Source organism: Mucilaginibacter terrenus (assembly GCF_003432065.1).
In the GTDB taxonomy this organism is placed as follows: domain Bacteria; phylum Bacteroidota; class Bacteroidia; order Sphingobacteriales; family Sphingobacteriaceae; genus Mucilaginibacter; species Mucilaginibacter terrenus.
Genome location: NZ_QWDE01000001.1, coordinates 53,744 through 77,268, shown reverse-complemented (window position 1 = coordinate 77,268; position 23,525 = coordinate 53,744). Strand labels below are relative to the sequence as shown.

Annotated in this window: 21 protein-coding genes; 13 read left to right on the top strand and 8 right to left on the bottom strand. The window is 44.9% G+C overall.

The genetic code is table 11. The features are described from left to right. Positions 1 to 2 precede the first annotated feature (2 nt). Complete coding sequence (locus DYU05_RS00360) at positions 3 to 1,034, top strand: LLM class flavin-dependent oxidoreductase (protein WP_117381015.1); 1,032 nt, start codon at positions 3 to 5, stop codon at positions 1,032 to 1,034. A gap of 30 nt (positions 1,035 to 1,064) precedes the next feature. On the opposite strand, the gene DYU05_RS00355 is transcribed toward DYU05_RS00360, so the two are convergent. After that, positions 1,065 to 1,619 carry an acyl-CoA thioesterase gene (locus DYU05_RS00355; protein WP_117382892.1) on the bottom strand — a complete coding sequence of 185 codons (555 nt, stop codon included), beginning with the start codon at positions 1,617 to 1,619 and terminating at the stop codon, positions 1,065 to 1,067. Between the two features lie 94 nt (positions 1,620 to 1,713). On the opposite strand from DYU05_RS00355, the gene DYU05_RS00350 reads away from it, so the two are divergent. Next, entirely contained in the window at positions 1,714 to 4,206 is a 2,493-nt protein-coding gene (locus DYU05_RS00350) for a glutaminase family protein (protein WP_117381014.1), read from the top strand. 366 nt (positions 4,207 to 4,572) lie between these two features. After that, on the top strand, positions 4,573 to 5,679 hold the full coding sequence (locus DYU05_RS00345) for an AAA family ATPase (RefSeq protein ID WP_117381013.1): 1,107 nt from the start codon (positions 4,573 to 4,575) through the stop codon (positions 5,677 to 5,679). 33 nt (positions 5,680 to 5,712) lie between these two features. On the opposite strand, the gene DYU05_RS00340 is transcribed toward DYU05_RS00345, so the two are convergent. Beyond that, the gene (locus DYU05_RS00340; protein ID WP_133300136.1) at positions 5,713 to 6,153 is read right to left on the bottom strand and encodes a DUF6438 domain-containing protein; all 441 of its coding nucleotides are present in this window, start codon (positions 6,151 to 6,153) and stop codon (positions 5,713 to 5,715) included. Positions 6,154 to 6,618: 465 nt separating this feature from the next. On the opposite strand from DYU05_RS00340, the gene DYU05_RS00335 reads away from it, so the two are divergent. Next, positions 6,619 to 7,596: a hypothetical protein gene (locus DYU05_RS00335; protein ID WP_117381011.1), complete on the top strand. Its 978-nt coding sequence runs from the start codon at positions 6,619 to 6,621 to the stop codon at positions 7,594 to 7,596. Beyond that, positions 7,593 to 8,087 carry a hypothetical protein gene (locus DYU05_RS00330; protein WP_117381010.1) on the top strand — a complete coding sequence of 165 codons (495 nt, stop codon included), beginning with the start codon at positions 7,593 to 7,595 and terminating at the stop codon, positions 8,085 to 8,087. Before DYU05_RS00335 ends, DYU05_RS00330 begins: the two co-directional genes overlap by 4 nt. Positions 8,088 to 8,199: 112 nt before the next feature. Here DYU05_RS00330 and DYU05_RS00325 read toward each other — a convergent pair whose 3' ends face one another. Further along, positions 8,200 to 8,745 carry an REP-associated tyrosine transposase gene (locus DYU05_RS00325; RefSeq protein ID WP_117381009.1) on the bottom strand — a complete coding sequence of 182 codons (546 nt, stop codon included), beginning with the start codon at positions 8,743 to 8,745 and terminating at the stop codon, positions 8,200 to 8,202. Between the two features lie 150 nt (positions 8,746 to 8,895). Next, positions 8,896 to 9,633 carry a hypothetical protein gene (locus tag DYU05_RS00320; RefSeq protein WP_133300135.1) on the bottom strand — a complete coding sequence of 246 codons (738 nt, stop codon included), beginning with the start codon at positions 9,631 to 9,633 and terminating at the stop codon, positions 8,896 to 8,898. Between the two features lie 293 nt (positions 9,634 to 9,926). On the opposite strand from DYU05_RS00320, the gene DYU05_RS00315 reads away from it, so the two are divergent. Then, positions 9,927 to 10,109, top strand: coding sequence for a hypothetical protein (locus DYU05_RS00315; protein ID WP_117381007.1), 183 nt, complete (start codon positions 9,927 to 9,929; stop codon positions 10,107 to 10,109). Between the two features lie 83 nt (positions 10,110 to 10,192). Here DYU05_RS00315 and DYU05_RS00310 read toward each other — a convergent pair whose 3' ends face one another. Next, complete coding sequence (locus DYU05_RS00310; RefSeq protein WP_117381006.1) at positions 10,193 to 12,055, bottom strand: glycoside hydrolase family 97 protein; 1,863 nt, start codon at positions 12,053 to 12,055, stop codon at positions 10,193 to 10,195. A gap of 132 nt (positions 12,056 to 12,187) precedes the next feature. Here DYU05_RS00310 and DYU05_RS00305 point away from each other — a divergent pair, with 132 nt between their 5' ends. Beyond that, positions 12,188 to 12,538 (top strand): DUF2200 domain-containing protein, encoded by a 351-nt coding sequence (locus tag DYU05_RS00305; protein WP_117381005.1) that lies wholly within the window; start codon positions 12,188 to 12,190, stop codon positions 12,536 to 12,538. 11 nt (positions 12,539 to 12,549) lie between these two features. Here the strand turns inward: DYU05_RS00305 and map are convergent, their stop codons facing one another. Beyond that, complete coding sequence (map, locus tag DYU05_RS00300) at positions 12,550 to 13,314, bottom strand: type I methionyl aminopeptidase (RefSeq protein ID WP_117381004.1); 765 nt, start codon at positions 13,312 to 13,314, stop codon at positions 12,550 to 12,552. Between the two features lie 58 nt (positions 13,315 to 13,372). Here map and DYU05_RS00295 point away from each other — a divergent pair, with 58 nt between their 5' ends. After that, on the top strand, positions 13,373 to 13,792 hold the full coding sequence (locus DYU05_RS00295; RefSeq protein ID WP_205771745.1) for a nuclear transport factor 2 family protein: 420 nt from the start codon (positions 13,373 to 13,375) through the stop codon (positions 13,790 to 13,792). Between the two features lie 35 nt (positions 13,793 to 13,827). On the opposite strand, the gene DYU05_RS00290 is transcribed toward DYU05_RS00295, so the two are convergent. Next, the gene (locus DYU05_RS00290; RefSeq protein ID WP_117381003.1) at positions 13,828 to 14,601 is read right to left on the bottom strand and encodes an HAD-IIA family hydrolase; all 774 of its coding nucleotides are present in this window, start codon (positions 14,599 to 14,601) and stop codon (positions 13,828 to 13,830) included. Positions 14,602 to 14,928: 327 nt separating this feature from the next. Between DYU05_RS00290 and DYU05_RS00285 the strand changes: the two genes are divergently transcribed. The 5 genes from DYU05_RS00285 (at position 14,929) to DYU05_RS00265 (ending at position 21,883) form a co-directional block, all read left to right on the top strand. After that, a complete protein-coding gene (locus DYU05_RS00285; protein WP_117381002.1) occupies positions 14,929 to 17,604 on the top strand; it encodes a ThuA domain-containing protein in 2,676 nt (891 codons plus the stop codon). A 57-nt stretch (positions 17,605 to 17,661) separates the two neighbouring features. Further along, a complete protein-coding gene (locus tag DYU05_RS00280; RefSeq protein WP_117381001.1) occupies positions 17,662 to 19,986 on the top strand; it encodes a TonB-dependent receptor in 2,325 nt (774 codons plus the stop codon). A gap of 175 nt (positions 19,987 to 20,161) precedes the next feature. Beyond that, complete coding sequence (locus tag DYU05_RS00275; protein ID WP_205771744.1) at positions 20,162 to 20,605, top strand: DUF417 family protein; 444 nt, start codon at positions 20,162 to 20,164, stop codon at positions 20,603 to 20,605. Between the two features lie 30 nt (positions 20,606 to 20,635). Next, positions 20,636 to 20,929: a putative quinol monooxygenase gene (locus tag DYU05_RS00270; RefSeq protein ID WP_117380999.1), complete on the top strand. Its 294-nt coding sequence runs from the start codon at positions 20,636 to 20,638 to the stop codon at positions 20,927 to 20,929. Positions 20,930 to 21,103: 174 nt separating this feature from the next. Further along, a complete protein-coding gene (locus tag DYU05_RS00265; RefSeq protein WP_117380998.1) occupies positions 21,104 to 21,883 on the top strand; it encodes a hypothetical protein in 780 nt (259 codons plus the stop codon). A gap of 118 nt (positions 21,884 to 22,001) precedes the next feature. On the opposite strand, the gene DYU05_RS00260 is transcribed toward DYU05_RS00265, so the two are convergent. Beyond that, the gene (locus DYU05_RS00260; protein WP_117380997.1) at positions 22,002 to 23,417 is read right to left on the bottom strand and encodes an efflux transporter outer membrane subunit; all 1,416 of its coding nucleotides are present in this window, start codon (positions 23,415 to 23,417) and stop codon (positions 22,002 to 22,004) included. Positions 23,418 to 23,525 lie beyond the last annotated feature (108 nt).

The window sequence follows — 23,525 nt, the reverse complement described above, 5'->3', positions numbered from 1 at the left end:
TAATGGAATTAGGCATAAGCACCTTTGGCGAAGTACAGCCCGACGGAAAGCCAGGTAACGCAGTGAATGCCCATTTGCGTGCTCAGCAGCTATTGGAAGAAGTGAAGCTGGCTGATGAGGTGGGCCTTGACGTTTTCTGCTTTGGTGAACATCACAGACCCGATTTTGTGATATCAGCACCGGAGGTGTTTATGGCAGCAGCAGCATCTATTACCAAAAACATCCGCCTATCAAGTTCTGTAACGGTGCTGAGTTCAGCGGACCCTGTGCGCACCTTTCAAAACTTTGCAACGGTAGATTTACTTTCAGGTGGTCGTGCCGAGATACTTGCCGGACGTGGATCATTTATAGAAACGTTCCCGCTCTTTGGCTATGATCTTAATGATTATGATGAGTTGTTTAGTGAGAAGCTTGCGCTATTGCTGCAGATAAACAAAGAAGAGATAGTGAACTGGAAAGGTGAGTTTAGGGCACCTATAGCTAACCGCGGCGTTTATCCCCGCCCTTTGCAGGAACAATTACCGGTTTGGCTAGGCGTGGGCGGCACACCTGCATCTGCAAAGCGCGCAGGAACCCTTAACTTACCCATGATGATAGCTATATTGGGGAGTGCGCCCAGGCATTTTGTATCGTTTGCAGAACTATATCGCGAAGCTGCCGCAAAAGCCGGGCATGATGTAAGCCAATTGCAATTAGGTATAAGTTCGCAGTTTTACATAGCTGAAGACGAGCGAACAGCAGTAAAGGACTTTTATCCGTCTTACGAAGCCTTAATGAACCGAGTTGGCCGCGAACGAGGCTGGTCGCCAATGAGCAGGGAACAATTTGAGTACCTGCGGGCAGATGGCCCACTGGTAGTTGGTGATCCGCAGATGGCGATAGATAAAATACTGGAGCAACACAGCCTATTTAATAATACACGCTTTTTAGCCCAACTGGTAACAGGTCATACCTCCCATACTGGTATATTAAAGGCCATAGAGTTGTTTGGCACCAAGGTGGCACCGGCGGTTAGGAAAGAACTTGGGCAGTAATCAAGCTGGTACACTGATATACTGACGTAATTACTTTGCCTTTTCAATCTTGCACCTCTCCGTCCTGAGCAGTTCTATAGTTTCGTTCATCTCAAAATCTGATTTAATTCGGGTCTCTTCTGTACGATAGTACTTTTTGAGTTGCTTTCGGTGATAAGCCTGAAAAAACCTGCGAATGTCATCATCATTTTGCAGTATCAAGGCTGGTACAGTAAGTGGTGTCCGATCCTCGTTCATGGCTACCATGGTGAAGTAGCTGGTATTGGTGTGTTTTATTTCTTTAGTCCTAACATTTTCCGATATCACCCTTATACCTACTACCAGCGAGGTTTTGCCAACATAGTTGACAGAGGCCATAAGAGAGACCAGTTCGCCTACTTCAACAGGCGCCAAAAAGTCGATGTCGTCGACAGATGCGGTCACGCAATAACCGCCGGCGTGCTTTGCGGCACACACGTACGCAACCTTATCCATCAGACCCATAATTATTCCACCATGTATTTTGCCTCCAAAGTTGGCATACGATGGGATCATCAATTCTGTAAGTGTCACCTGCGAGTCGGCCACAGTTTTGTAGGTATCCATAAGTAGGGCATTAAACTGATGAATTTGCATAATAAAATTCATACAACAAATCCTATTTGATATTATTGCAGTTCTGTTTACCTACATACTATCTATGAATATTTACAATTATTTTGCTAATCGTGCAAAACGGACGCTCCACGTACTTGTTTTTGCACTTGCTGCTACAACCGGTACTGTCTCTGCACAAGACCGTGCCCCTGCTTACCCATTGATCACCCACACACCTTATTTAAGTGTATGGTCGCCAACCGATAAGTTAAATGAATCTGCCACAATGCACTGGACCGGCAGCCCGCAGTCGTTAATAGGCGTGCTAAAAGCTGACGGGCAGTATTACCGCTTTATGGGGATGGCTGCTGCGCGTTATAAAACTATCTTGCCCGCTGCCGATGAGCAGCCGTATTCCTGTAAGTACGTCTTTGAAAAACCTGCTGATGACTGGGAGAAACCGGAGTTTAATGACAACAGCTGGAAAACAGGTAGTGCACCATTCAGCGATGCTATACGTACCATTGGCACCCACTGGACCAGCAAAGAACTCTACGTACGCAGGACTTTCACATTAAGCGAATTACCTGTACTTCCTCTTATCTTACGCCTTTATCATGATGATGATGCAGAGGTTTTCATCAACGGCAAAAAGGTTAGCAGTCAATCAGGCGCAAACGGCGACTTGCAAATGTTTCCCTTGAAAGACAACGGAAACCTTAAGGTGGGCGAAAACGTGCTGGCTATCCATTGCACAAATACCGGCGGCCTTGCAGCACTGGATGCTGGTTTATCTGTACAACTGGAAGATAAAACCAACGAGAACATAAAGGTTGCCAGGCAAACCAACGTACAGGTAACCGCAACGCAAACCATCTACAACTTCAATTGCGGTCCGGTGAAGCTCAAAGTGACTTTCAGCTCACCGTTGATATTGACTGACATAAAAACTCTGGTTACTCCTGTATCTTACATCAGCTACGAGGTTCAATCGTCAGATAGCAAGACCCACGCTGTAGATATCTACCAAGGCGTATCTACCGACCTTGCGGTGAACAAACCTACACAGCAGGTAAAAGCCACGGCCTATACTTCAAACGGTATCCAGATAATGAAAGCCGGTACCACCGAGCAGCCGGTGCTAGAAAAGAAAGGCGACGACGTACGCATCGACTGGGGTTACGTGTACGTGGCCTCTCCTACTTACAACGCTAAACAGTACATCAGCACACAAGACAACGCTTTGGATAGCTACGCGCTATCTCCTGGCGCACTATCTACCCTTACCGGCAAACAGCTAATGCTGAACACCATGCTGCCGTTCGGTCGTGTGGGAAGTGCTGCTACCGAGAAACACATCGCCATTGGTTATGACGAGGACTACTCGGTACAGTACTTCAAAACCAACCTGCGCCCGTTGTGGAAGGAAGCCAAAGGCACCACTATTGAAGGCGTATTAAGCTCTTCGTTAAAGAACTATGCTGCCGTTATTGCCAAATGCAAAGCTACAGATACAAAGATTTACAACGACGCGCTGAAAGCCGGCGGCGAGAAGTATGCCAAGCTTTGCGTGCTGGCCTATCGCCAGAGTATTGCAGCGCATCAGCTGGTTAAAAGCCCTAAAGGCGAACTGCTGTTCCTGTCTAAAGAGAACTTCAGCAATGGCTCTATAAATACGGTAGACGTTACCTACCCGTCCGCACCGTTGTACCTTACTTATAACCCTGAGCTGCTTAAGGGCATGCTTAACGGTATCTTCTACTACAGCGAGAGCGGCAAGTGGACCAAACCTTTCGCGGCGCATGACCTGGGCACCTATCCTATTGCCAACGGCCAAACCTACGGCGAAGACATGCCGGTAGAAGAGTGCGGTAACATGGTTATCCTCACCGCGGCTATTGTTGCTGCCGAGAACAACCCTGCTTACGCTAAAAAGCACTGGGCTACCCTAACCAAGTGGACCCACTTCCTGGCCGAAGCTGGCTTTGACCCGAGCAACCAATTGTGTACCGACGACTTTGCGGGTCACCTGGCGCGTAATGCAAACTTGTCTGTAAAAGCTATTGTGGCTATTGGTGCCTACGCTAAGATGGCTGCCATGATGGGCGATGCACCTGCAGCTAAGAAGTACCGCGAGATGGCTGCTGTAATGGCTGCTAAATGGATGGAGAAGGACGATGCCGGCGACCACTACGGCCTGGTGTTCGAGAACCCTAAGACCTGGAGCCAGAAGTATAACATGGTTTGGGACAAGGTACTCGGCCTTAAGCTATTCCCTGCCGGGGTGTACGAAAAGGAGATGAAATACTACCTGTCGCACCAGGAAGAATACGGTTTGCCGCTGGATAGCCGCAAAACCTACACCAAGAGCGACTGGATCATCTGGACCGCATCTATGGCCAACTCCCGCAAAGATTTCGAAGGACTGGTTAACCCCGTGTACAAGTACGTACAGGAAACCAGCAGCCGCGTTCCGCTTAGCGACTGGCACGAAACCACCAACGGTAAAATGGTAGGCTTCCAGGCGCGCAGCGTTGTGGGCGGCTACTACATGAAAGTGTTTAAAGATAAAATGGCCGCCAAACGCGCCAAATAATACCCCCAAGCTATAACAGGTGTATCACGACAACGTGTTACACCTGTTACACTTTTTTACCCCCAAAAACAGTCATTTAGCTGTTTATCAAAAACTTAACAAAAACCCGTGTTACAGTTTTCGCAACCATGATACAGTTTTTCGGCAATTTTTAAATGGTGATACACCTAATTATTCCAAAGTAGAGGATTCTCAACGCTCCATTCTGCCGATTCCGAAATTCCCTAAATTCGAGTTCAGACCATCCCCTTTCTTGACTCTTGATTCTTAACTCCTAACTCTCTCCCTATCTTACTGACAAAACACTGTCAGCACTTTACTGCCGCCTGTTGGGTATCTTTGTATACAATCCCAACACTTTCTTTTATGACACAATACAATAGCTACCTCCCGGGTGGCGAGCGCCCCTATGAAATTGAATTACTGCGCTCGATGATCCGTGGCGAAATTACCGAAGACGAGGCCTTTAAGCTGAAACGCGAGCACGACGACGACCTGCACCCCAACACCGACGATGCCTTTATTAGTAAAACCGCTGCCGACTGGCTGATACAACCTAAGGACCAGCCGCGCTACCAGCGCCTGTTTGGGGAGTTTTGGCGCAAGGACGAACTATGCATTATGTTTGCAGATACCAACGTAGGCAAATCTATCCTGGCCGTACAAATAGGCGATGCCATTAGCGCCGGCAGGCACATAGGCAATTACACGACCACTAAGCAGGACGAGGCCGTGCTGTACTTCGACTTTGAACTTACCGCTCAGCAGTTTGCCGAGCGGTACACCTACATTAACAACCGCTACGGCTTTGCGCCCAACTTTCACCGGCTCATGATCAATCCTGATGCCGGGCGCGAGCGCAAGTTTGCCAGCTTTCACGATTATATTATCAACGCCTTCGAGAACGTGCTGGTAAGCACCAACGCCAGCACCATTATTATTGACAACATTACCTGCCTGCGTACCAGTACCGAGTCGGCAGCCGGGGCCGTAAAGCTGATGCAGAGCCTCAAGATGCTCCGGAGCAAGTACAAACTGTCTGTACTGGTGCTGGCCCATACGCCCAAGCGCAATGTGGCCCGGCCCATTACCCGTAACGATTTGCAGGGAAGCAAAATGCTGCTCAACTTTGCCGACAGCGCCTTTGCCATAGGCGAAAGCCAAACCACGCCCGGCCTGCGCTACCTCAAGCAGATAAAGCAGCGTACCGGCACACTTACCCACGGTGCCGATAACGTATGCCTGTGCCGCATACAAAAACACGACAACTTTTTAAAATTTGAATTTACCGGCGAAGGCACCGAAGCCGAACACCTGCTGCACTATACCGAGCAGCAGCGCAAAGCCACCGAAGACCGCGTAATGCAGCTGCACAACTCCGGTGTTACGCTCCGGAAGATAGCGGCACAAACCGGGTTATCACATGCGTCGGTGGCGAGGATGGTAAGGCGGTTAAGCGAACATACTGCTTAGTTTTGGCTTAAGTTAAAGCAAGGTCAATGCACATTAACGGTTTACCGGAGCAAACTTAGGCTTAACTACGATATTTGTTTGTTGATAAGTGGTTTTAAATGGATAGCTCTCGTCAGACTTGGTCAACTTAACCTTTTTGGAGGTTCCTAAAACCAGGTTGATAACCTTCATTAGCTTGGCAGGCATCTTTTTATAAGTCACACTTTTTAAGTGAGTAATCCTTCCCTCGCTTTTAATAAGTACTTCTATCCAAGTATCATCAGCTACCGGGGTGTCTTCTGTATGCAAAGAGTTAATATCGATCTTGTCTACTTCTGCTGATATCCTATCCCAATCGCTGGCCGGGAGTTTACCTTCGTAGTACCCAGGCTTAGTGGAATTGTTGCCTTCATAATAGTGGTAAGTGTGCAGTGTTATTTCTGTTGCAGACGAAACGCACCCACCAGGGCAATAGCCAATTGCTACGGTAATCATTTCAAGTTTATCACTCTTCTGTTGGCAGGAGCTAATAAAAACCAAAATTATAATAAGTAGCATTTTGTTCATTTGCATATCTGCCAGTTACAAGGGTAATTTAGTTGATGGTACCTAACCTAACGTCTAGACCAAGTACTCAACCCACATTCCTGAGCTGCATACTTGCGCCAGCTTAGGGGCGGTTGGGGAGTAATGATGTGGTAAAATGATGCCAGTACCTTAAGTTGATCTAATAAGAATGAGCTTAGCGTCGACAGTTTATAATCTGCCATTTAACATGTTTCCTTGAAATTGCTAAATGTACACTTAGCTTTGTAAAAAGTCAATTACTTGTGTTTACAAAGCTCTACCGAATTAACACACAATCTAGAAGTAACTTATACTTTATCTTTCTGTTAACTATATTACGTAATTTGAGATATATTTACGGTTTAAACCAATCTAAACCTCAGCTATATTACAATGCCGTTAAATGCTTCAGCTTCTGGAAACTTGCAAGAAGTTAAATTCCATCTTCATAAGATAACCTTTATTCCTTATGTTAATTCGACAAAACAAAATACTAATGACATTTTGTTTGATGTGATTACTTTTCTTAATCGTGAGCAGCTAAATGGTAAAGCTTATGCTATTAATAGAAACAAAAATAAACCAGAATTAGAAAAACGTGAGCTTTTCGTATATAGTGCAGCAAGGGTTGCTCAATCCAAAAAATTCAAATGTTCTATCGCGTTAATAAATGATAAATCGTTAATGGTAAAACCGGCTGATGCTTTTACATTAGTTCCTTATGACAAAGCTAAAGGATCAATCACCATTTTAACTCACTTTTACATTGATTACAGTGTTAGCCCGGCGATAATTTGTGCTCAATTCAACAACGAAGGTCCAAGAGTTTCAGACATTGAGTTTTATTTTAGAAGTCTTGCTGTAGAATTAGGATTGGCAAAAGGATGTCAGATTACTACATACCTGCATGCCCCAATTGATGATACACTTGGGCATTTGAGGAATGTTTTGAATTTCGAAATCAAGCTACGCCCACAAAGCATAGCACAAATGGATGATGATATCAAATCTGGCTTGATTTCTGATTTTGCTAACATCGGAAATAGATTGAAACCAAGCTTCATACGCATTGAAGCCATGTTCCAGACACCAGGTGCAAAAATCAAAAGTGAGCACCTGAACAAGGAGGCAAATTCGTTTATTAAAATGCTCCTTAAAAAATTTAAGGAGAAGCCATTTCACATTGATCAATTCGATGAGTTTGAATTAAAATTTGTTAATGATGAAGGTGAAAATGATGTATTTAACCTTATAAAGGGCAAGAGAGAAATTGTCGTCCAAGTCGATAGAACAACTCATATGACTACAACAAAGTATTACAATTTGATACAAGCAGAATTTGATCAATTTATTGAATCATTTAGGTCATGATAGACAATTATTTCAAACGCCCATTGTTGTACGACTATTTATTGGGCTGCTCTGTTTGTGCTATATTTTTTTGGCTTAACCACAAAGGTCATTTCAATTTACCGGAACCGGGTGCCAGCCTGTCAACAACTACAGACCTATCAACCATTTCTCTTACCCTAGCTGGGTTTGTTTTAACGTTACTTACGGTATTGATTACCTTTAAAACTGGGGCTAAAATTCCTAATGGAACTCAAAATGACGATGTGCCATTATTTGACCTTTTCTTTTCAACAAGGCTTTATTTTCAAACTACAACGCTTTTAAAAGGCTGTATTAATTCATTGGTTTTTATTTCAGTTTTAGGGTTTACATTAAAACTGCTGCTAAGTGAAGCTTATGAAAAGTTTTTGTTTTACTCTAATGTCTTAGGACTGGTTATTATAGCTGCTACTCTCTATCGTAGTCTTATGATTCTAACACGGATAATCAGGCTTCAAAGAGAGAGTTAGTGCGTTCAAAATATATGAACAAGCAATTAAATGACGCTTAAAGATGGCTGAACAGATTTGTTTGATTTACCCTCCGCTGGCGCACGCGTGCCGCGTGTGCCATAACTAACCTTTAAAGGAAGCTTATTTCGATCAGCCCCTTGCCATCAGCGTAATCGATAGCACTAGAGTACTTCCAATGCCAGCAATCGGTAACAAAGCCCGCTTCTACAGGGTTGTTATGTATATAATCGGCCTTTTGTTGTATAACCGCCGCACTCCAAAGTTGTATCGGTTTATTGTGGTGCTGCCAAAATTGATGCCCGGTTACATTACTGCTTTTAGCTGCTGCCCGTTTAAACATCCAAAGCAACCACTCACGACGAGACTCTTGTGTGTTACCTAAAATCTCCTTTACAATTTGTTTCGATGTAAACTCTTTAAAACGGCCTAACAGCAATTCAGGATTATTATTTTGTGCTGCAAAAATTAAATGAACATGGCTCGGCATTATGCACCAACAAAAAATGTTCATTCCCAAGTTCTTTGAGCAGTAATTTAAACTATCTGCCACTACTTCACAATAAACAGATCTTGTAAATACATCTATCCAATTTACGGTAGCGAAACTTACAAAGTACAACCCTTCCTTATTTAAGAATTTGTATTTCCTGCTCATTGATGTAAATCTAAATTTTTAAATTTAAACGCGGGCAAAAAGACACACGCGGCACGCTTGCGGCAGCAAGGGGGCAAAGCATTCTAGATATTATAAAATAAAAACGCCGATCTAAATAGATCGGCGTTATGTGATAAAAATTCATTTTGACTACATTGGACTCACATATGTGTCAAATGAGAATGGTGAATAGCCTGTCCTGGTGATTGAGCCGGCAATATGATAATTGGCTTGTGTACCTGAGTAAGTTCCTGTTAAAGATATTGGATATATAAGGCCTGTATTGCTATAAATCACGGCTTTCACTATAAAGCCCCCTTTGCCGTATAATGTCCAAACTTCATTCGTAACCGGGTCAAAAATCCCCCCAAGAACAACATAATCGTTTGATGCTGTTGGCGGCACGAAAGTACTTTCGCGAATGATTACAGTTGATGCTACGCTGTGACTTCTGACCAAAATGCCTTTGTACACTCCAACTTGTCCGTAATAGTTTTTTACGTAGTTATCGATGTTCGGTCGTGGATACGGATTAACGCTGCTGCTTACCTGTCCTGAGAAAAATTTGCTCCATTCTTTTTCAAAACTCTTAACATCAGCGCTATATTCTATTTTGGAGTTACCAAGCAAGTAAGTATATGGCGCAGCTATATAAGGACCTCCTGCAGAATAATTATCAACTTGCAATACGGCTTCATTTTCTATGAAATCTCCTGAAGGAAAATAAATATTTCCCAGATCCAAGTCTCCAAAACCCAGGTGTGCGATGTAACGGCCGTTTTCGTATGCAACAGCCACTGCACTACCAGGGCTTACGGTGTTTACTTTGATAGTTCTGGAGATTACAGAGTCAGTGTTAGTGCTAGCAGGTTCAAGATTTGATCTCACAGCATCTTTCTTGCAACTGGTAAAGACATACATTGCAAGTGTTACAAATAGTATTAATTTTTTCATGATAAAGTTTAATGTGCTATAAGTTAATCAACTTTATTAAAAGATAATAAATATTATAAAATTTCCTTTCAAGCATAAAGCCTTTCTACTTCCACAGCGCCGCTCTCAACGGGATTGTCAAACGTTATAAGCTTTCTACCAAAAACACACGCCGTAAGCTTCGCCGATGCGGGTTGCTTAATCAACTATCTCTACTTTTCTGGCTTTTTTATTGCTTTGTTATCACCATGAAAATAGATATCGAAGCAACTCCTGAACAAATCAGGAAAGTTATTGCACTGGCAGGAAACGATGAGTCTTTAACCTCAATAGTTCAACAGCTTAGTAACTGCCTGTTAACAAGCGATGACAGCCAGGTTGATGAAGTGCCGCAAGAAGGAGATAACGAAATTATAAAGCGGGATGAGTAGGCAGATAAACACTGGCTACTCATTTTTTATGTAATTACCGTATACCACGCTGTTGTAACCAATCGGCAGGATCATAGTTTTCCTTACATCGGCTCAAAAATAGCTACCATGCCGTCACCGGATTTTAGCGCAACCTTGATCATTTTATTGGTGGGCCGGCCTCCACCGTTTATTTTACCTGACAGGGTAGTATTCCCAAGCGACTTGCAGCTGTAAGTTTTATCACCAAGAAACGACAATGGCACTGTAATATCTTTTGCCTGCTTATTGTTTATTACAGCCAAAAACCACTTTGTGCCACTGCGGCGGGCCATTACGCACACTTCACCTATGGCGCTTGGTTGCAACACAATTGTTTCGTCCCATACGCTAGGTATAGCCCGTACAAACGGCAATGCTTCGCTTTTCAGCAAGTCGGCCGGGTCAACACCCAAACACAAAAACGGCGATGTAAATGTCACCACTGTAGCAACCTGGTGAGCAAGCGTGGTATTCGATACAAACTTAGCCGTGCTAAGCGGCGTATAATCCCCAGGCCCAGCCAAGTAACGGGTAAACGGGATGATGGTATTGTGGGTAGGCCAATCGGTATCGTCGCTGTATTCAAGTCCCCGTACAGCTTCTCTTGTAAGCTCGTTAGGCCAGGTACGGCTTTGTCCAGACGGTTTACCTGCACCATGAAAATCAATCATTAACTTAAGCCTGGCGGCTTCTCTGCACGCACGCTCGTAAAAAGCCATCACATTTTGGGATTCGCTGCTCATGAAATCAATCTTTACCCCTGCTACACCCATCTCGTGGCATTTGGTTAGAAATGTCTTGAGGTAAACCGAGTCCCTAAGTCCCGGTAAGCCATTGTTGTCGGGATAGGCAGCCCAAACCCAAATCTTTACGTTTTTAGCAGCAGAGTAATCGACCAGATCCTTGAGTATCTGCCATTGGTCTTTGCCTGGCTCGCGCCACTTTCCCCAGCCATCATCAACAAGATTGTAAGGGATGCCGCATTGTGCCGCCAGGTCAGAAAACTTCCGCATGTTCTCCGGAGTAACAGCGCGGTTAGCCGTCATCCATGACCATACACTTTTGCCCGGTTTTATCCAAGGGGTATTAAAGCCTTGAGGGAACAATATTGCGTCCGGCTTATCAGATAAGCTGGCCACAATATCAGCGTTAACCAGCTCATTAAGGTTTTGCCCTATGCTGATCACCCGCCATGGTGTTTTGGTACTGCCGCTTAGCTTTACGTTTCCTTCAAGAGCAGTATAAAACGAATTGAAACCACCTGCTACAAGATGTGCCCCGGCAAAGTTGTTAATACCAGCCTCTGTAACGGCGGCATAGCCGAAGTTATTGGGCAGCACTAATGTAAGCGGCATACCAATAGGCTGCCCTTTCTTGATGGCAGATGGCTGGCTCCTGGTATACTCACCTTCATAGTTATGGATATCTCCCTGCCACCAAACGGCAGACTGCGCAGGAACAGTAAACTCAGTTAGCTCACGGCTAACTTCTGCAACGCCATTATGAGGAATATTGTACCTGAAAGCAACACCGTTGTTAAACACCTGCACATCAACGGCCCAGTCAGCTTTGCTTTTATCATCGGACATAATTTTAATTGTTGATGAGTTTGCGTGGTGTTGAGCCAAGCTGTGTACACCCCGCCAGGCGAAAGTGTTTCTTATTAACGCTATTTTGGATGGATGTATCGGCTTGCATTTTGCGTAAACACTGCTATCTACCACCAAACCCATGGCCGATGGTTCAATAACAGCTTGGCCCTTAAACTGCACCTTGTAATATAACGCACCGTTACTGTTAAAAAACGTTGCTGATATTTTATTATCAGGGCTCTTAATAGTAAAACGGGCGACCTGGGCGTGAATGCTGTATCCAGCTAAAGTAAAAGCAGCAATGAGTAAAGCGCGTTGCAGAAATGAGATCATGGTGATGTATAATTGGGCGTAAGATAAGTAAACGGGGGCTTGCTTGCTACATTTTTTAAAACTGAGAATTGATGCAGATAGATTATTAAGTTGTATTAACAAGTACTATAATTGTGTATAAACCCGGCATCAATGGATAACACCAAAGTTTACAAAATGTCCTTTGCGGGCGTGTACCCCCACTACATTAACAAAGTAGAGAAGAAAGGCCGTACAAAGGAAGAGGCAGACGCCGTTATCTGCTGGCTAACGGGTTATAGCCAACAGCAGCTACAGCAGCAAATTGATGATAAATGCAGCCTGGAAGCCTTTTTTGCAGAAGCGCCTCAGCTGCACCCAAATGCATCGAAAATAACTGGTGTAATTTGCGGCTATCGTGTAGAAGACATCGAAGATGAGCTAATGCAGAAGATACGCTATATGGATAAGCTGATAGACGAACTGGCAAAAGGTAAAGCTATGGACAAAATATTACGCAAATAAGTTGGCGGGGCTTAATCCCAAATGCCGTTCTCAGCGGTAAAAATTACCGGCTGGCCGCCGGTCACCATTATAGTATGTTCGTGCTGTGCAACAAACCCGCCGCGGTTGCCAATAAGTGTCCATCCATCGGCCTGTGTTTCGGCAATGGTCGACTTTGTGGAAATAAAAGTCTCTATCGCCACTACAGAATTCTTTTTGAAACGGGTGGTGTTATACCTGTCGCAGTAATTAGCAATTTCGTGTGGCTCTTCATGCAGGCTGCGGCCCACGCCGTGTCCGGTTAAGTTCTTCAGGACAGTATACCCTGCCTTTTTAGCTTCGGTCTCTATAAGCTTGCCAATATCAGATATCCTAACACCGCCTTTAATGTTGCTGATGGCTTTCTTTAATATCTCTTTAGATGCTTCTACCAGCTTGCCATGGCCGTGCAGGTCCTCTCCTATAACGAATGACCCACCGTTATCGGCCCAATAGCCGTTCAGCTCTGCAGATACGTCGATATTTATCAGGTCGCCCTCTTTAAGTATCACATTTGCTGATGGTATGCCGTGCGCGGCTACTTCGTTAACGCTTATGCAGGTATACCCGGGGAAATTATAGGTAAGCAATGGTGCCGATGATGCGCCAAGTTCTGCCAGTAATTTGCCGCCGTAGTCGTCAAGTTCCTTTGTAGATATACCGGGTTTTGCATACTCCCGCATCTTTTTAAGCGTAATGGCAACCGCATCGCTGGCCTGCTGCATCCCGGTTCTTTCGTTTTCGGTGGATATAGACATGGTGAAACTTTTATCTGCCGCAAAATTAAGAATTTATACATCGGGCTGCGTTTGCCGCATGTCAGATTCATCAGAAATGATACATTTGAAACAAACAACATCAATAATGGATAGCAGCGCAAAACTTTTAGAGGACAGCCTTTTAATAATATGGAACGACCGTGATCCGGAAAAAAGGCTAAAAGCTATGGCAGAGATATACGCTGCCGACATTGTTTTCTATGAGTCGAACGACGGACCGGCAATTGAAGGTTATGAGGCTATAAACGAGCTAATCTCCAAGCTCCAGTCGCAATGGCCACTGGAATTTAAGTTTGAGCTGAGCAGGCCATCGCATGTTAACCACCAGGTGCAGCACATTACCTGGACACTGGGCATCCCCGGCCAAACACCCGTAGCTACGGGTATGGACATTGCAATTGTCGAAAACCATCAGATAAAGTTGTTACATTTATTGCTTGACGCGCCTGCTCAATAAGGCACACTTAACTTTGCTGCAAAGCTTTCAGCGGCTTACCACCATTTTAAGGGCAGCTCTATTTCATTTACAGCCTTTACTACCAGGTTAGGTTTATAGGCGTAGGTAGAAAGAGTTTCTTTATCTGCCATGCCGGATAATACCAGGACAGTTTTAAAGCCCATATAAATACCACCTTTTATATCGGTCTCCATCGTGTCGCCAATTATGGTGGTCTGCGAGGGTAACAGTTGCATGTAAGCACTTGCAGAGCGCATCATCACGGGGCTTGGTTTCCCTATTACAAAAGCTTCGCGGCCGCTGGCTTCCTCAATCATGGCGGCTGTAGCGGCAATGCCGAGGTTGTTCCAACCTGCTTTCCGGGGAGATGGGTCGCGGTTAGTGGCAATAAACTTTGCACCCGCCAAGATCATATCCACAGCACTGTGCACCATTTGCAAGGTAAATTCGTGCCCTTCACCAAGTATAACAAAGTCTGGGTCTTTATCCACCAGCACTATTCCAGTTTCTTCCAGGCTGGTTAGCAAGCCACCTTCGCCCAGCACGTAAGCACTGCACCCTGGGTACTGATCTTTCAGAAAAGTACTGGTAGCCATAGCACTGTTGTAAATATGTTCTTCAGTTACCTCAATACCCAGCTTGCCCAGTTTCTCAACAGACTCTGTCCGCGTGCGTTGGCTATTGTTAGACAGGAAAGTAAAAGGTACATCCTCCTCGAGCAGGCGTTTAATAAATATGTCCGCTCCTTCAATCAGCGTATCCCCGGCATATATAACGCCATCCATGTCAATCATTAACCCGTGTTTCATTCTTTGCTGATTTTTAGCACAGCGCTGTCAACAGGCTGTAGAGGTTACAACCAAAAGCTTTATTTATGGTTTTAAGGTTTAGGCAGAAAGAAAGACTATGGGAATGATCAGCAAGGCAATGTTAACAAAATATAACCCGTTAAATCAGCTACTGAGTAAAAATTGCATTACAATATAACGCAACGGTATATTAAGCACTTGTAAAGGCTTAAGAACAATTTTTTTTAAGATACCTTAGCTGTATACAATTTAAAGCTTTATATTTATTGCGTATAATGTACACAATGAATTATACCACCAATTAGAATTACCAATTAAACACTTTATATGAGATTGAAAATTACCCTCCTGCTTGCGCTATGCGTTGTGCTGTTCAACTTCAGCAAGATACCTGTTAAGCCGAGGATACTTGTTTTTACCAAAACTTCGGGCTACCACCACGAGTCTATTGCTGTTGGTGCGCCTGCTATTATGAAGCTGGGTACAGAAAACGGCTTCCTGGTAGATACCACTTCTGACGCTGCCAAGATAACCGAGAGCAACCTGAGTAAATACAGCGCGCTGGTTTTCCTGAACACTACCGGTTATATGCTGAACAACTACCAGCAGGCCGACCTGGAGCGCTACATGCAAGCGGGCGGCAACTTTGTTGGTGTACATGCCGCTGCAGATGCCGAGTATGACTGGAAGTACTATGGTCGCCTTGTTGGCGCTTACTTCCTGAGCCACCCGGAACAGCAGGAAGCTAACCTGAAGATCGTAGACAAGAACCATCCTTCTACCAAAGGTATGCCTGATGTTTGGCGCCGTAAGGACGAATGGTACAACTATAAAATGATCAGCAACAAAATACACGTGCTGGTTAAAATTGACGAGAGCAGCTACAAAGGTGGCGCTAACGGCGATAATCACCCGATGGCGTGGTACCAGAATTTTGAGAACGGCCGCTCTTTCTACACCGAAATGGGTCACACCAACGAATCATACAGCGATCCGGTTTATTTGAAACACCTGCTGGGTGGCATACAATACGCTATTGGTGACAACAAAAAGCTGGACTACAGCAAAGCCACTACTGTGCGTGTGCCGGAGGAGAACCGCTTTGTAAAAACTCAACTAAACGAAGGCACCCTGTTCGAGCCGACCGAGATGTCAATACTGCCAAACCTGGACATATTGGTTGCCCAGCGCCGCGGCGAAATTATGCTGTACAAGCATGATACTAAGAAGATGAAACAAGCCGGTTTTCTGGATGTATACTGGAAAACGCATACTAAAGGTGTTAACGCCGAAGAAGGTGTACTTGGCCTTAAAACAGACCCGGACTTTGCTAAAAACCATTGGGTTTATGTTTTCTACAGCCCGTCAGACACATCAGTTAACCGCCTTTCGCGCTTTACCATGACCGGCGACACTATCGATAATAAATCTGAGAAGGTAATCCTGCAGTTCTACTCACAACGCGAGATCTGCTGCCATACAGGTGGTTCTATAGCCTTTGGCCCGGACCGCACCCTGTTCCTTTCTGCCGGAGATAACAGCACACCTTTTGACGAGCCAGGTAAAAAAGCTTACAACACACACGCTTTTGCACCACTTGATGATCGTCCTGAATTCCTTAACCATGATGCACGCCGTTCTGCAGGTAACACTAACGACCTGCGCGGTAAAATTCTGAGGATAAAAGTAAAGGATGATGGAACATACAGCATCCCGGAAGGCAACTTATTTAAACCAGGTACTGAGAAAACCCGCCCGGAGATTTATGTAATGGGTGACCGTAACCCTTACCGTATATCTGTAGACCAGAAAAATGGTTTCTTATACTGGGGTGAAGTTGGCCCGGATGCGCAGAACGACAGCCTGGAGACCCGCGGTCCACGCGGTTACGACGAGTTTAACCAGGCCCGTAAAGCAGGTTTCTTCGGCTGGCCATTGTTTGTGGGAAACAACTACCCTTATCGCCCATATGACTATGCGACTGGCAAATCAGGTGCGCCGTTTGACCCAATGCACCCTATTAATGATTCAAAAAACAACACTGGATTAAGAGAACTGCCACCAGCACAGCCGGCATTTATCTGGTACCCTTATGCAGCTTCTCCTGATTTCCCTCAGGTGGGTTCAGGTGGCCGTAATGCAATGGCAGGCCCGGCATATTATACAGACATGTTCCCGAAAGCGACACGCATGCCGGACTACTTTGACAAAAAAGTAGTTTTCTACGATTGGATACGCGGTTTCATTAAACTGCTTACCCTGCAGCCAAACGGCGATCTGGACAAAATGGAACCATTTATGGCCAACACTAAATTCCATAATCCTATTGATATGGAGACAGGTCCGGATGGTAAAATATATGTACTGGAGTATGGCTCAGGCTGGTTTGCCAAAAACAAGGATGCCGGTATACTACGCATAGATTACAATAGCGGAAACCGCGCGCCGGTTGTAGCTGCTGTAACATCAAGCAAGGGTTACGGTGCTGTACCGCTTACAACTGTGCTTACCGTAAAGGCTACCGATCCTGAAAAGAACAAGATGAGCTACGTTTGGAACCTTGGTAACGGAGTAACTAAAACCACCACTTTACCAAAGCTTACTTACACTTTCACCAAAAAAGGTAACTATAATGTATCCGTAGTAGCTAAGGACGAAGAAGGCGCTACAAGCGAATCAAAAACTGCCTCAATTCTAGCTGGTCAGGATTCTCCGGACATGAAAGCTAAGGTAGCAGCTATAAAAGCTAATGCCGCCGGCAAGGCGCTGGTTATGTCGCTGGATTGCGCGGCCTGCCATAAGGTAAACGAAAAATCTGTTGGCCCTGCCTTTACAGATGTTGCTAAGAAGTATCCTAACAACGCTGCTTCTACCGCACACCTGATGAAAAAGATAGTAACAGGCGGCCACGGTGTTTGGGGCGATGTGGATATGCCTGCGCACCCTAACCTTAAACCTGCCGATACCAAAAAGATAGTGAACTGGATTTATTCCCTTAAATAAGTTAAACCTTTTCTTTGCAGCGGATATGATCAAAAATCATATCCGCTTTTTATTTTAATGATGAAAAAGATAGTAGTACTGTTTGCTCTCCTGGCTTCAATTGGCCAGGCCTTCGCTCAATCCCGCGTAAACTTTTCGGGCCTTGTAACCGACACCCACGCAGCCCCCATCCATGGAGCAAACGTAAACCTGCTGAATACCAACTACAGCACCGTTACTGATGCTAAAGGCGCATTCCGTTTTAACAAGGTACCTGCAGGTACCTATACTTTGCATGTAAGCAGTATAGCCTTTGCGGCTGTGAACCAAACTATAACCATCGCTGATGGAAGGCAATTTACTAGCATACAACTTTCTGAAGCTAGCAACCGCCTGGATGAAGTGGTAGTCACCGCGCAAAAAAGCGAAGAATCGGCTCAGCAGGTGCCGTTTAGCATATCTACCTTATCCGCCAAGCAGGTTCAGGATTATCGTGTTTGGAATTTGAAGGACATAACAGCTATAGTGCCAAACTTGTACTCTTCAAATCCCGGCGATAACCGCAACGTTACCAGCATCAGGGGTGTAGCTACAACCTCCTATGATCCCGCCGTGGCTACTTATATTGACGGGGTTAACCAGTTTAGCCTGGATACCTACATTCCGCAGCTGTTTGATGTAGAACGTGTGGAGGTCTTACGCGGTCCGCAGGGAACGCTCTACGGCCGTAATGCAATGGGCGGCGTTATCAATGTTATTACTAAACAGCCAACTAACGAAACTACCGGCTTTGCCGAGCTTAACTACGGTAGCTACGATCAAAAGCGCATTAGCCTGGGTATGCGTACGCCACTTGTAAAAGATAAACTGTACCTGGGTGTAGCAGGCCTGTATACCGGCTTTGACGGCTTTTACAATAACCTGTACAACAATACCAAACTGGACAAGCAGCACACTTTTATGGGTAATTATTACCTGAAGTACCTGGCCACGCAAAACTTCTCATTAACGCTTAACGTGAAAAATTACGCTAACCGTAACAATGGACCATTTGCACTCGCCCCGTCTCCTGCCGATGCCTTAGCCACGCCGTTCCAGGTGAGCCAGAACGCAACCACTAAAATGGTTGACAACATCCTGAATGCATCATTAACTGCAAACTACGCCGGAAAAGGGTTTATCTTTACATCAAGCAGCGCTTACCAGAAAAACTACCGTTATTATACCGTTCCAATTGACGGCGACTTCTCTCCTGTTGATGCAGTCACTATCAACAACAATTACGGCCCCCAATTTAATAAGGTAGAAGTTGGCACGCAGGAGTTCAGGTTTACCTCGCCTGCATCCGCCTCGAAAATTAGATGGACCACAGGGCTATATGGTTTTTACCGATATGCGCCAACTAAGTCGGCGACTGGTTTTGGCGGGGATGCAGCTGTTAATACCAATATTGAACGCAATTATGGTTGGGCTGCTTACGCGCAGGCTACCTTTGTTATTGATCCAAAATGGGACGTTACTGCCGGCATCCGTTATGATTTCGAGCACAAAAAAGGCCGTGTTGCAGGCCTATATATACCAGGTGGTTCAGATCCAATCGTATCGCAGAACGACAGCTCGGCAACGGCTCACTTTAACGCGTTTTCGCCAAAGGTAAGCCTGGCTTATCATGCATCTGAAGCCAATAATCTGTATGCAACTTACAGCAGGGGTTTCCGCGCAGGTGGCTTGAGTCAGTTAGGGGCAGATCCTACACAGCCACCATTGTATGCCTTCAAACCCGAGTACAGTAACAACTTTGAAGTAGGTTCTAAGAATTCATTGCTGAACAACAAATTGAGGGTTAATGTATCTTTGTTCTATATTGGCATCAACAATGCGCAGGTGCCTACACTGATACTTCCTCAAGGCCTTACCGTTACCCGAAATGCAGGTAAACTGCATAGCAAAGGTGCCGAAGCTGAAGTAGCCGCAACCGTATTAAAGGGCTTGGATCTTTCCTATAACTTCGGCTACACTCACGCCCGTTATACCAACCTGCAGGTACCTAGTAATGGTGCGGTAGTGAACCTGAATGGCAACCACCAGGTTTACACGCCTGATATTACGAGCATGCTGGCAGCGCAATATGCTTATCCATTGGATAACAAGCAAACAAAACTCATCCTGCGCGGTGAATGGCGCTACCTGGGCGATCAGTACTTTGATTTGGCTAATCAGATAAAACAGGATGGCTATAGCACTTTCAATGCACGTTTTGGCGTAAGTACAAAGCGTTTTGACCTGTTTGTTTGGGGAAGCAACTTAAGCAACAAACACTATATTGATTATGCTTACGATTTCGGTGCGGCGCACCTGGGTAACCCAAGGGTATATGGTGCTACATTATCTACCAGGTTTTAAACCGGATTACAGTTAATAATAAGCAGAGTTCAAAATATTCCGATTCCAATTTTAGCGATCGCCCCGGCTGTTTAGCCGGGGCGATTTTGCGTTTGTTACAAGACATTAATCAGTGAGTTAAATTAATTGTAAGGTATTTGCCACTTGCTGTACTAAGCGGTAAAACATCACAACAATGAAACTTACAAAAACAGGCTACACGCTGGGTGTAGTATCAACCTCACTCATCCTGCTGTGGATTGGCATTTTTAAATTTACCGTTACGGAGGCAAACGCTATAATGCCTTTAGTTGAACACAGTTTTCTGATGAGCTGGATGTATAAGGTGGCAACCGTACAGGCAGTATCTAACTTCATTGGGGTTTTTGAAATAGTTACCGGTGCTTTGCTCATTGCGTCATTTTGGAATGATAAGCTGGGCAGCATTGCAGGATACCTTACGATAGTAATCTTCGCGACAACTCTTAGCTTTTTATTTACCACTCCCGGTGTGTGGAAGATAGTTGAAGGCGTACCAACAACCGAGTTTTTCATCTTGAAGGATCTTGGTTACCTCGCCATGGGACTAATGGTCCTGGGGAAACATTCTGCTCATAGCAAAACCATTACTATTGCTTAAACGTAATTGAATCAAAGCCCTACATCCATTATGATAAAAACCGGATTACTAGTAAAGCTCGTGGCCAAGCCCGGTCACGAGTACGATTTGGCGCAATTTTTAAAAAGTGCCCAGCCTCTTGCCGAAGATGAACCCGAAACCATTAACTGGTATGCTTATCGCGTTAGTGAAAGTGTATTTGGCATATTTGATACCTTCCCGGGCGACGAAGGCCGGCAGGCCCATCTGGCAGGTAAAATTGCCGCGGCCTTAATGGCCAAAGCTCCAGAACTGCTGGCGCTGGAACCCTTGATAGAACATGTTGAGATACTGGCAAGTAAGTAACTTAGTAACAAGTTTTTTGAAAAGCCCTGTTTGTTGTGCAAGCAGGGCTTTTTACGTAAAGAAAATGTGAACTAATCTTTTATAATATCTTCTAAACTGATTATCAATACTTTGAAAATTTTGCACTTTTTACTTAATTTTACAAGTGAAAAATAAACACCGAATCTTTATCACATGAAAAGAAAATTACTCTCTTGTATTCTTGCCGTTGTTGCCATTGTATTTCTTTATACTTCTTGTACAAAGGACCCGGTAGATTATGGCACCAGCAGTGTATCTTCCAAAGAAGTAAGCCAGCAAATTGCATTGAACCTGGCGCAAAGCCTTTATGGTGGCCTTGGCGGCTTTAGCTTAAACGATGGTTTAAGTCCGCAAATAAATGCCACTCCACCCAACCGTCCTAAAATAAGAATCAATTCTGTAAACCCAGAGTGCGGCATGCAGGTGGATACGACAATGAGTTTTGATTTAAGTGTGGATACTCTTAAGATGACCGTTGGAGGCCGCTTTAAATACAGTACTATTTGCACCAATGATCAGCCAAGTGGGTTAAGCGCTTACGACAGCCTGCTGGTAGCCATGACCACCCCAAGCATGGAAGCAAAGTACAACCTACTGCAAAACATCAATATGAGCAGTGTAAATCCTCAAAACCCGGATGCGAAACTAACATTCAGCGGGGTGCTGAATACCAAAGCTAGTCTTCAGTATAAAACAGGATCAAAGCAAAAATTAACGACTTTGTTTAATTACAAGCTTGTTTCGTTAATTATAGACCCAACAAAAGACGGTGATGTCGAAAGCGGCACCGCAACATTTGAAACTACCGGCGATACCCCTCAAGGTAAATGGAACTACAAAGGCAGTATTGTGTTTTTAGGTAATCACAAGGTGAAGATCACTATTAACGGAACTGTTTACACTGTAGACATACAAACAGGCCAGATAGTGTAGTACAGCGATAGAGTATACATTGCCCCTTTAAAGGCTGAGATCATATCTAGAGGCATTAAACTAAAAACGCCCCGCGAAAACCGCGGGGCGTTTTATCTGAACTAATGCTCATCCATCATTATTTCCAACCGCCCCCGAGGGAGCGATAAAGTTCAGACACAGCACTCAACTGTTCTCTTTTCACCGATGCAAGTTCCAGTTCGCTTTGCAGCACGTTGCCTTGCGCGGTTATTACTTCCAGGTAATTAGCCATACCATTCCTGAACAATAGGTTTGCGTTGATAATTGCCTGCTGTAGTGTTTTTACACGATTAGCCGCAATCGCCTGCTGCTGTTTTAACTTTTCTATACGCACAAGCGCATCGCTCACCTCACCTACTGCGTTCAATACCGACTGGCGGAACTGCAGCACTGTTCTCTCACGCTCAACCTTGGCAACCTCGTACTGGGTGCGAAGCTGCTTGCGTGCAAACAGCGGCTGGGCAACACCGCCCACCACAGTACCGAACAAAGATGCCGGCACATTGAACCAGTTACTTGCCCGGAAAGAGTTTACACCACCCTGCGCGGTAATGGTAAGTGCAGGGTACATTTGCGCTTTAGTAATGCCTACCTGCGCGTTGGCAATGGTAAGTGCCAGTTCAGAACTCTTTACATCCGGCCTGCGGCTTACAATAGCTGATGGCAAACCTGCAGAAATGTTATCCGGAACCTGTTGATCGTTAAGCCTTGCAGTGCGTTCTACCTTGTCAGGCAAAGCGCCAGTGAGTATGCGTATAGCATTCTCCTGTATAGCTATGTTCTGCTCAAACTGCGGCACCAGTTGCTGTGCTGCCTGGCGTTGTGCTTCGGCTTGTTGTACAGCCAGTGAAGTTACCTGCCCGGCATCAAACTGCAGGCGGATGATGCGCAGTGTGCTATCATTTAAGGTGACATTCCTTTGTGCAATGTTTAGCTGCTCGTCCAGCATCAGCAGGTTGTAATAACCCTGTGATACGCTGGCAACAATATTTGTTTGTATTGCCTTTTTAGCTTCGGCAGTTTGCAGATAGGTTGCTAAAGCTGCACGCTGGCGGTTTTTTATCTTACCCCAAATGTCAGCTTCCCATGAAAGAGCAAGGTTAGCATTGTAGTCCTCAATGTGCTTTGTGCCTACAAACTGGTTTAGGCTAAGGCCATTGAGGCTGTTATCACTAGGGCGGTTTGTTGATGCGGTAACATTAAGACCTACTGATGGCAGATAATTCCACTTTACCTGTTTAAATAGCAGTTGCGCAGATTCAATGTTCTTGACAGCGATCTGCATGTCGTAGTTCCTGGTGATAGCGCTGTCAATCAGCTTTTGCAGGGTAGCATCAGCAAAGAAATTCTTCCATTCTATATCTGCAATGCTGGTGGTGTCGGCTGTGGTGGTAGCCGCAGCATTCCTGAAGGAAGCAGGCAACTCTGGTTTAGGTGTATTGACATCTTTCGATACCGAACAGCCGGTAAGTACCACCAGTATTATTGCCAGCCTGTTTATTAACGTTTTCATTGTTTTATACTTTTTCTCATCTGGCTAAGTCTGCTTTCAAGACCTGGACTGTAGCTGGAATGAGTATGTTTTTGATTATATGAATCTCTGAATTCAACCCCTACTGAA

Bases quoted from the DNA above. Each gene is read 5' to 3' on its own strand.
- DYU05_RS00360 (WP_117381015.1), top strand. From the start codon at position 3: ATGGAATTAGGCATAAGCACCTTTGGCGAAGTACAGCCCGACGGAAAG.
- DYU05_RS00355 (WP_117382892.1), bottom strand. From the start codon at position 1,619: ATGGATACCTACAAAACTGTGGCCGACTCGCAGGTGACACTTACAGAA.
- DYU05_RS00350 (WP_117381014.1), top strand. From the start codon at position 1,714: ATGAATATTTACAATTATTTTGCTAATCGTGCAAAACGGACGCTCCAC.
- DYU05_RS00345 (WP_117381013.1), top strand. From the start codon at position 4,573: ATGACACAATACAATAGCTACCTCCCGGGTGGCGAGCGCCCCTATGAA.
- DYU05_RS00340 (WP_133300136.1), bottom strand. From the start codon at position 6,153: ATGATTACCGTAGCAATTGGCTATTGCCCTGGTGGGTGCGTTTCGTCT.
- DYU05_RS00335 (WP_117381011.1), top strand. From the start codon at position 6,619: ATGCCGTTAAATGCTTCAGCTTCTGGAAACTTGCAAGAAGTTAAATTC.
- DYU05_RS00330 (WP_117381010.1), top strand. From the start codon at position 7,593: ATGATAGACAATTATTTCAAACGCCCATTGTTGTACGACTATTTATTG.
- DYU05_RS00325 (WP_117381009.1), bottom strand. From the start codon at position 8,745: ATGAGCAGGAAATACAAATTCTTAAATAAGGAAGGGTTGTACTTTGTA.
- DYU05_RS00315 (WP_117381007.1), top strand. From the start codon at position 9,927: ATGAAAATAGATATCGAAGCAACTCCTGAACAAATCAGGAAAGTTATT.
- DYU05_RS00310 (WP_117381006.1), bottom strand. From the start codon at position 12,055: ATGATCTCATTTCTGCAACGCGCTTTACTCATTGCTGCTTTTACTTTA.
- DYU05_RS00305 (WP_117381005.1), top strand. From the start codon at position 12,188: ATGGATAACACCAAAGTTTACAAAATGTCCTTTGCGGGCGTGTACCCC.
- map (WP_117381004.1), bottom strand. From the start codon at position 13,314: ATGTCTATATCCACCGAAAACGAAAGAACCGGGATGCAGCAGGCCAGC.
- DYU05_RS00295 (WP_205771745.1), top strand. From the start codon at position 13,373: ATGTCAGATTCATCAGAAATGATACATTTGAAACAAACAACATCAATA.
- DYU05_RS00290 (WP_117381003.1), bottom strand. From the start codon at position 14,601: ATGAAACACGGGTTAATGATTGACATGGATGGCGTTATATATGCCGGG.
- DYU05_RS00285 (WP_117381002.1), top strand. From the start codon at position 14,929: ATGAGATTGAAAATTACCCTCCTGCTTGCGCTATGCGTTGTGCTGTTC.
- DYU05_RS00280 (WP_117381001.1), top strand. From the start codon at position 17,662: ATGATGAAAAAGATAGTAGTACTGTTTGCTCTCCTGGCTTCAATTGGC.
- DYU05_RS00275 (WP_205771744.1), top strand. From the start codon at position 20,162: ATGAAACTTACAAAAACAGGCTACACGCTGGGTGTAGTATCAACCTCA.
- DYU05_RS00270 (WP_117380999.1), top strand. From the start codon at position 20,636: ATGATAAAAACCGGATTACTAGTAAAGCTCGTGGCCAAGCCCGGTCAC.
- DYU05_RS00265 (WP_117380998.1), top strand. From the start codon at position 21,104: ATGAAAAGAAAATTACTCTCTTGTATTCTTGCCGTTGTTGCCATTGTA.
- DYU05_RS00260 (WP_117380997.1), bottom strand. From the start codon at position 23,417: ATGAAAACGTTAATAAACAGGCTGGCAATAATACTGGTGGTACTTACC.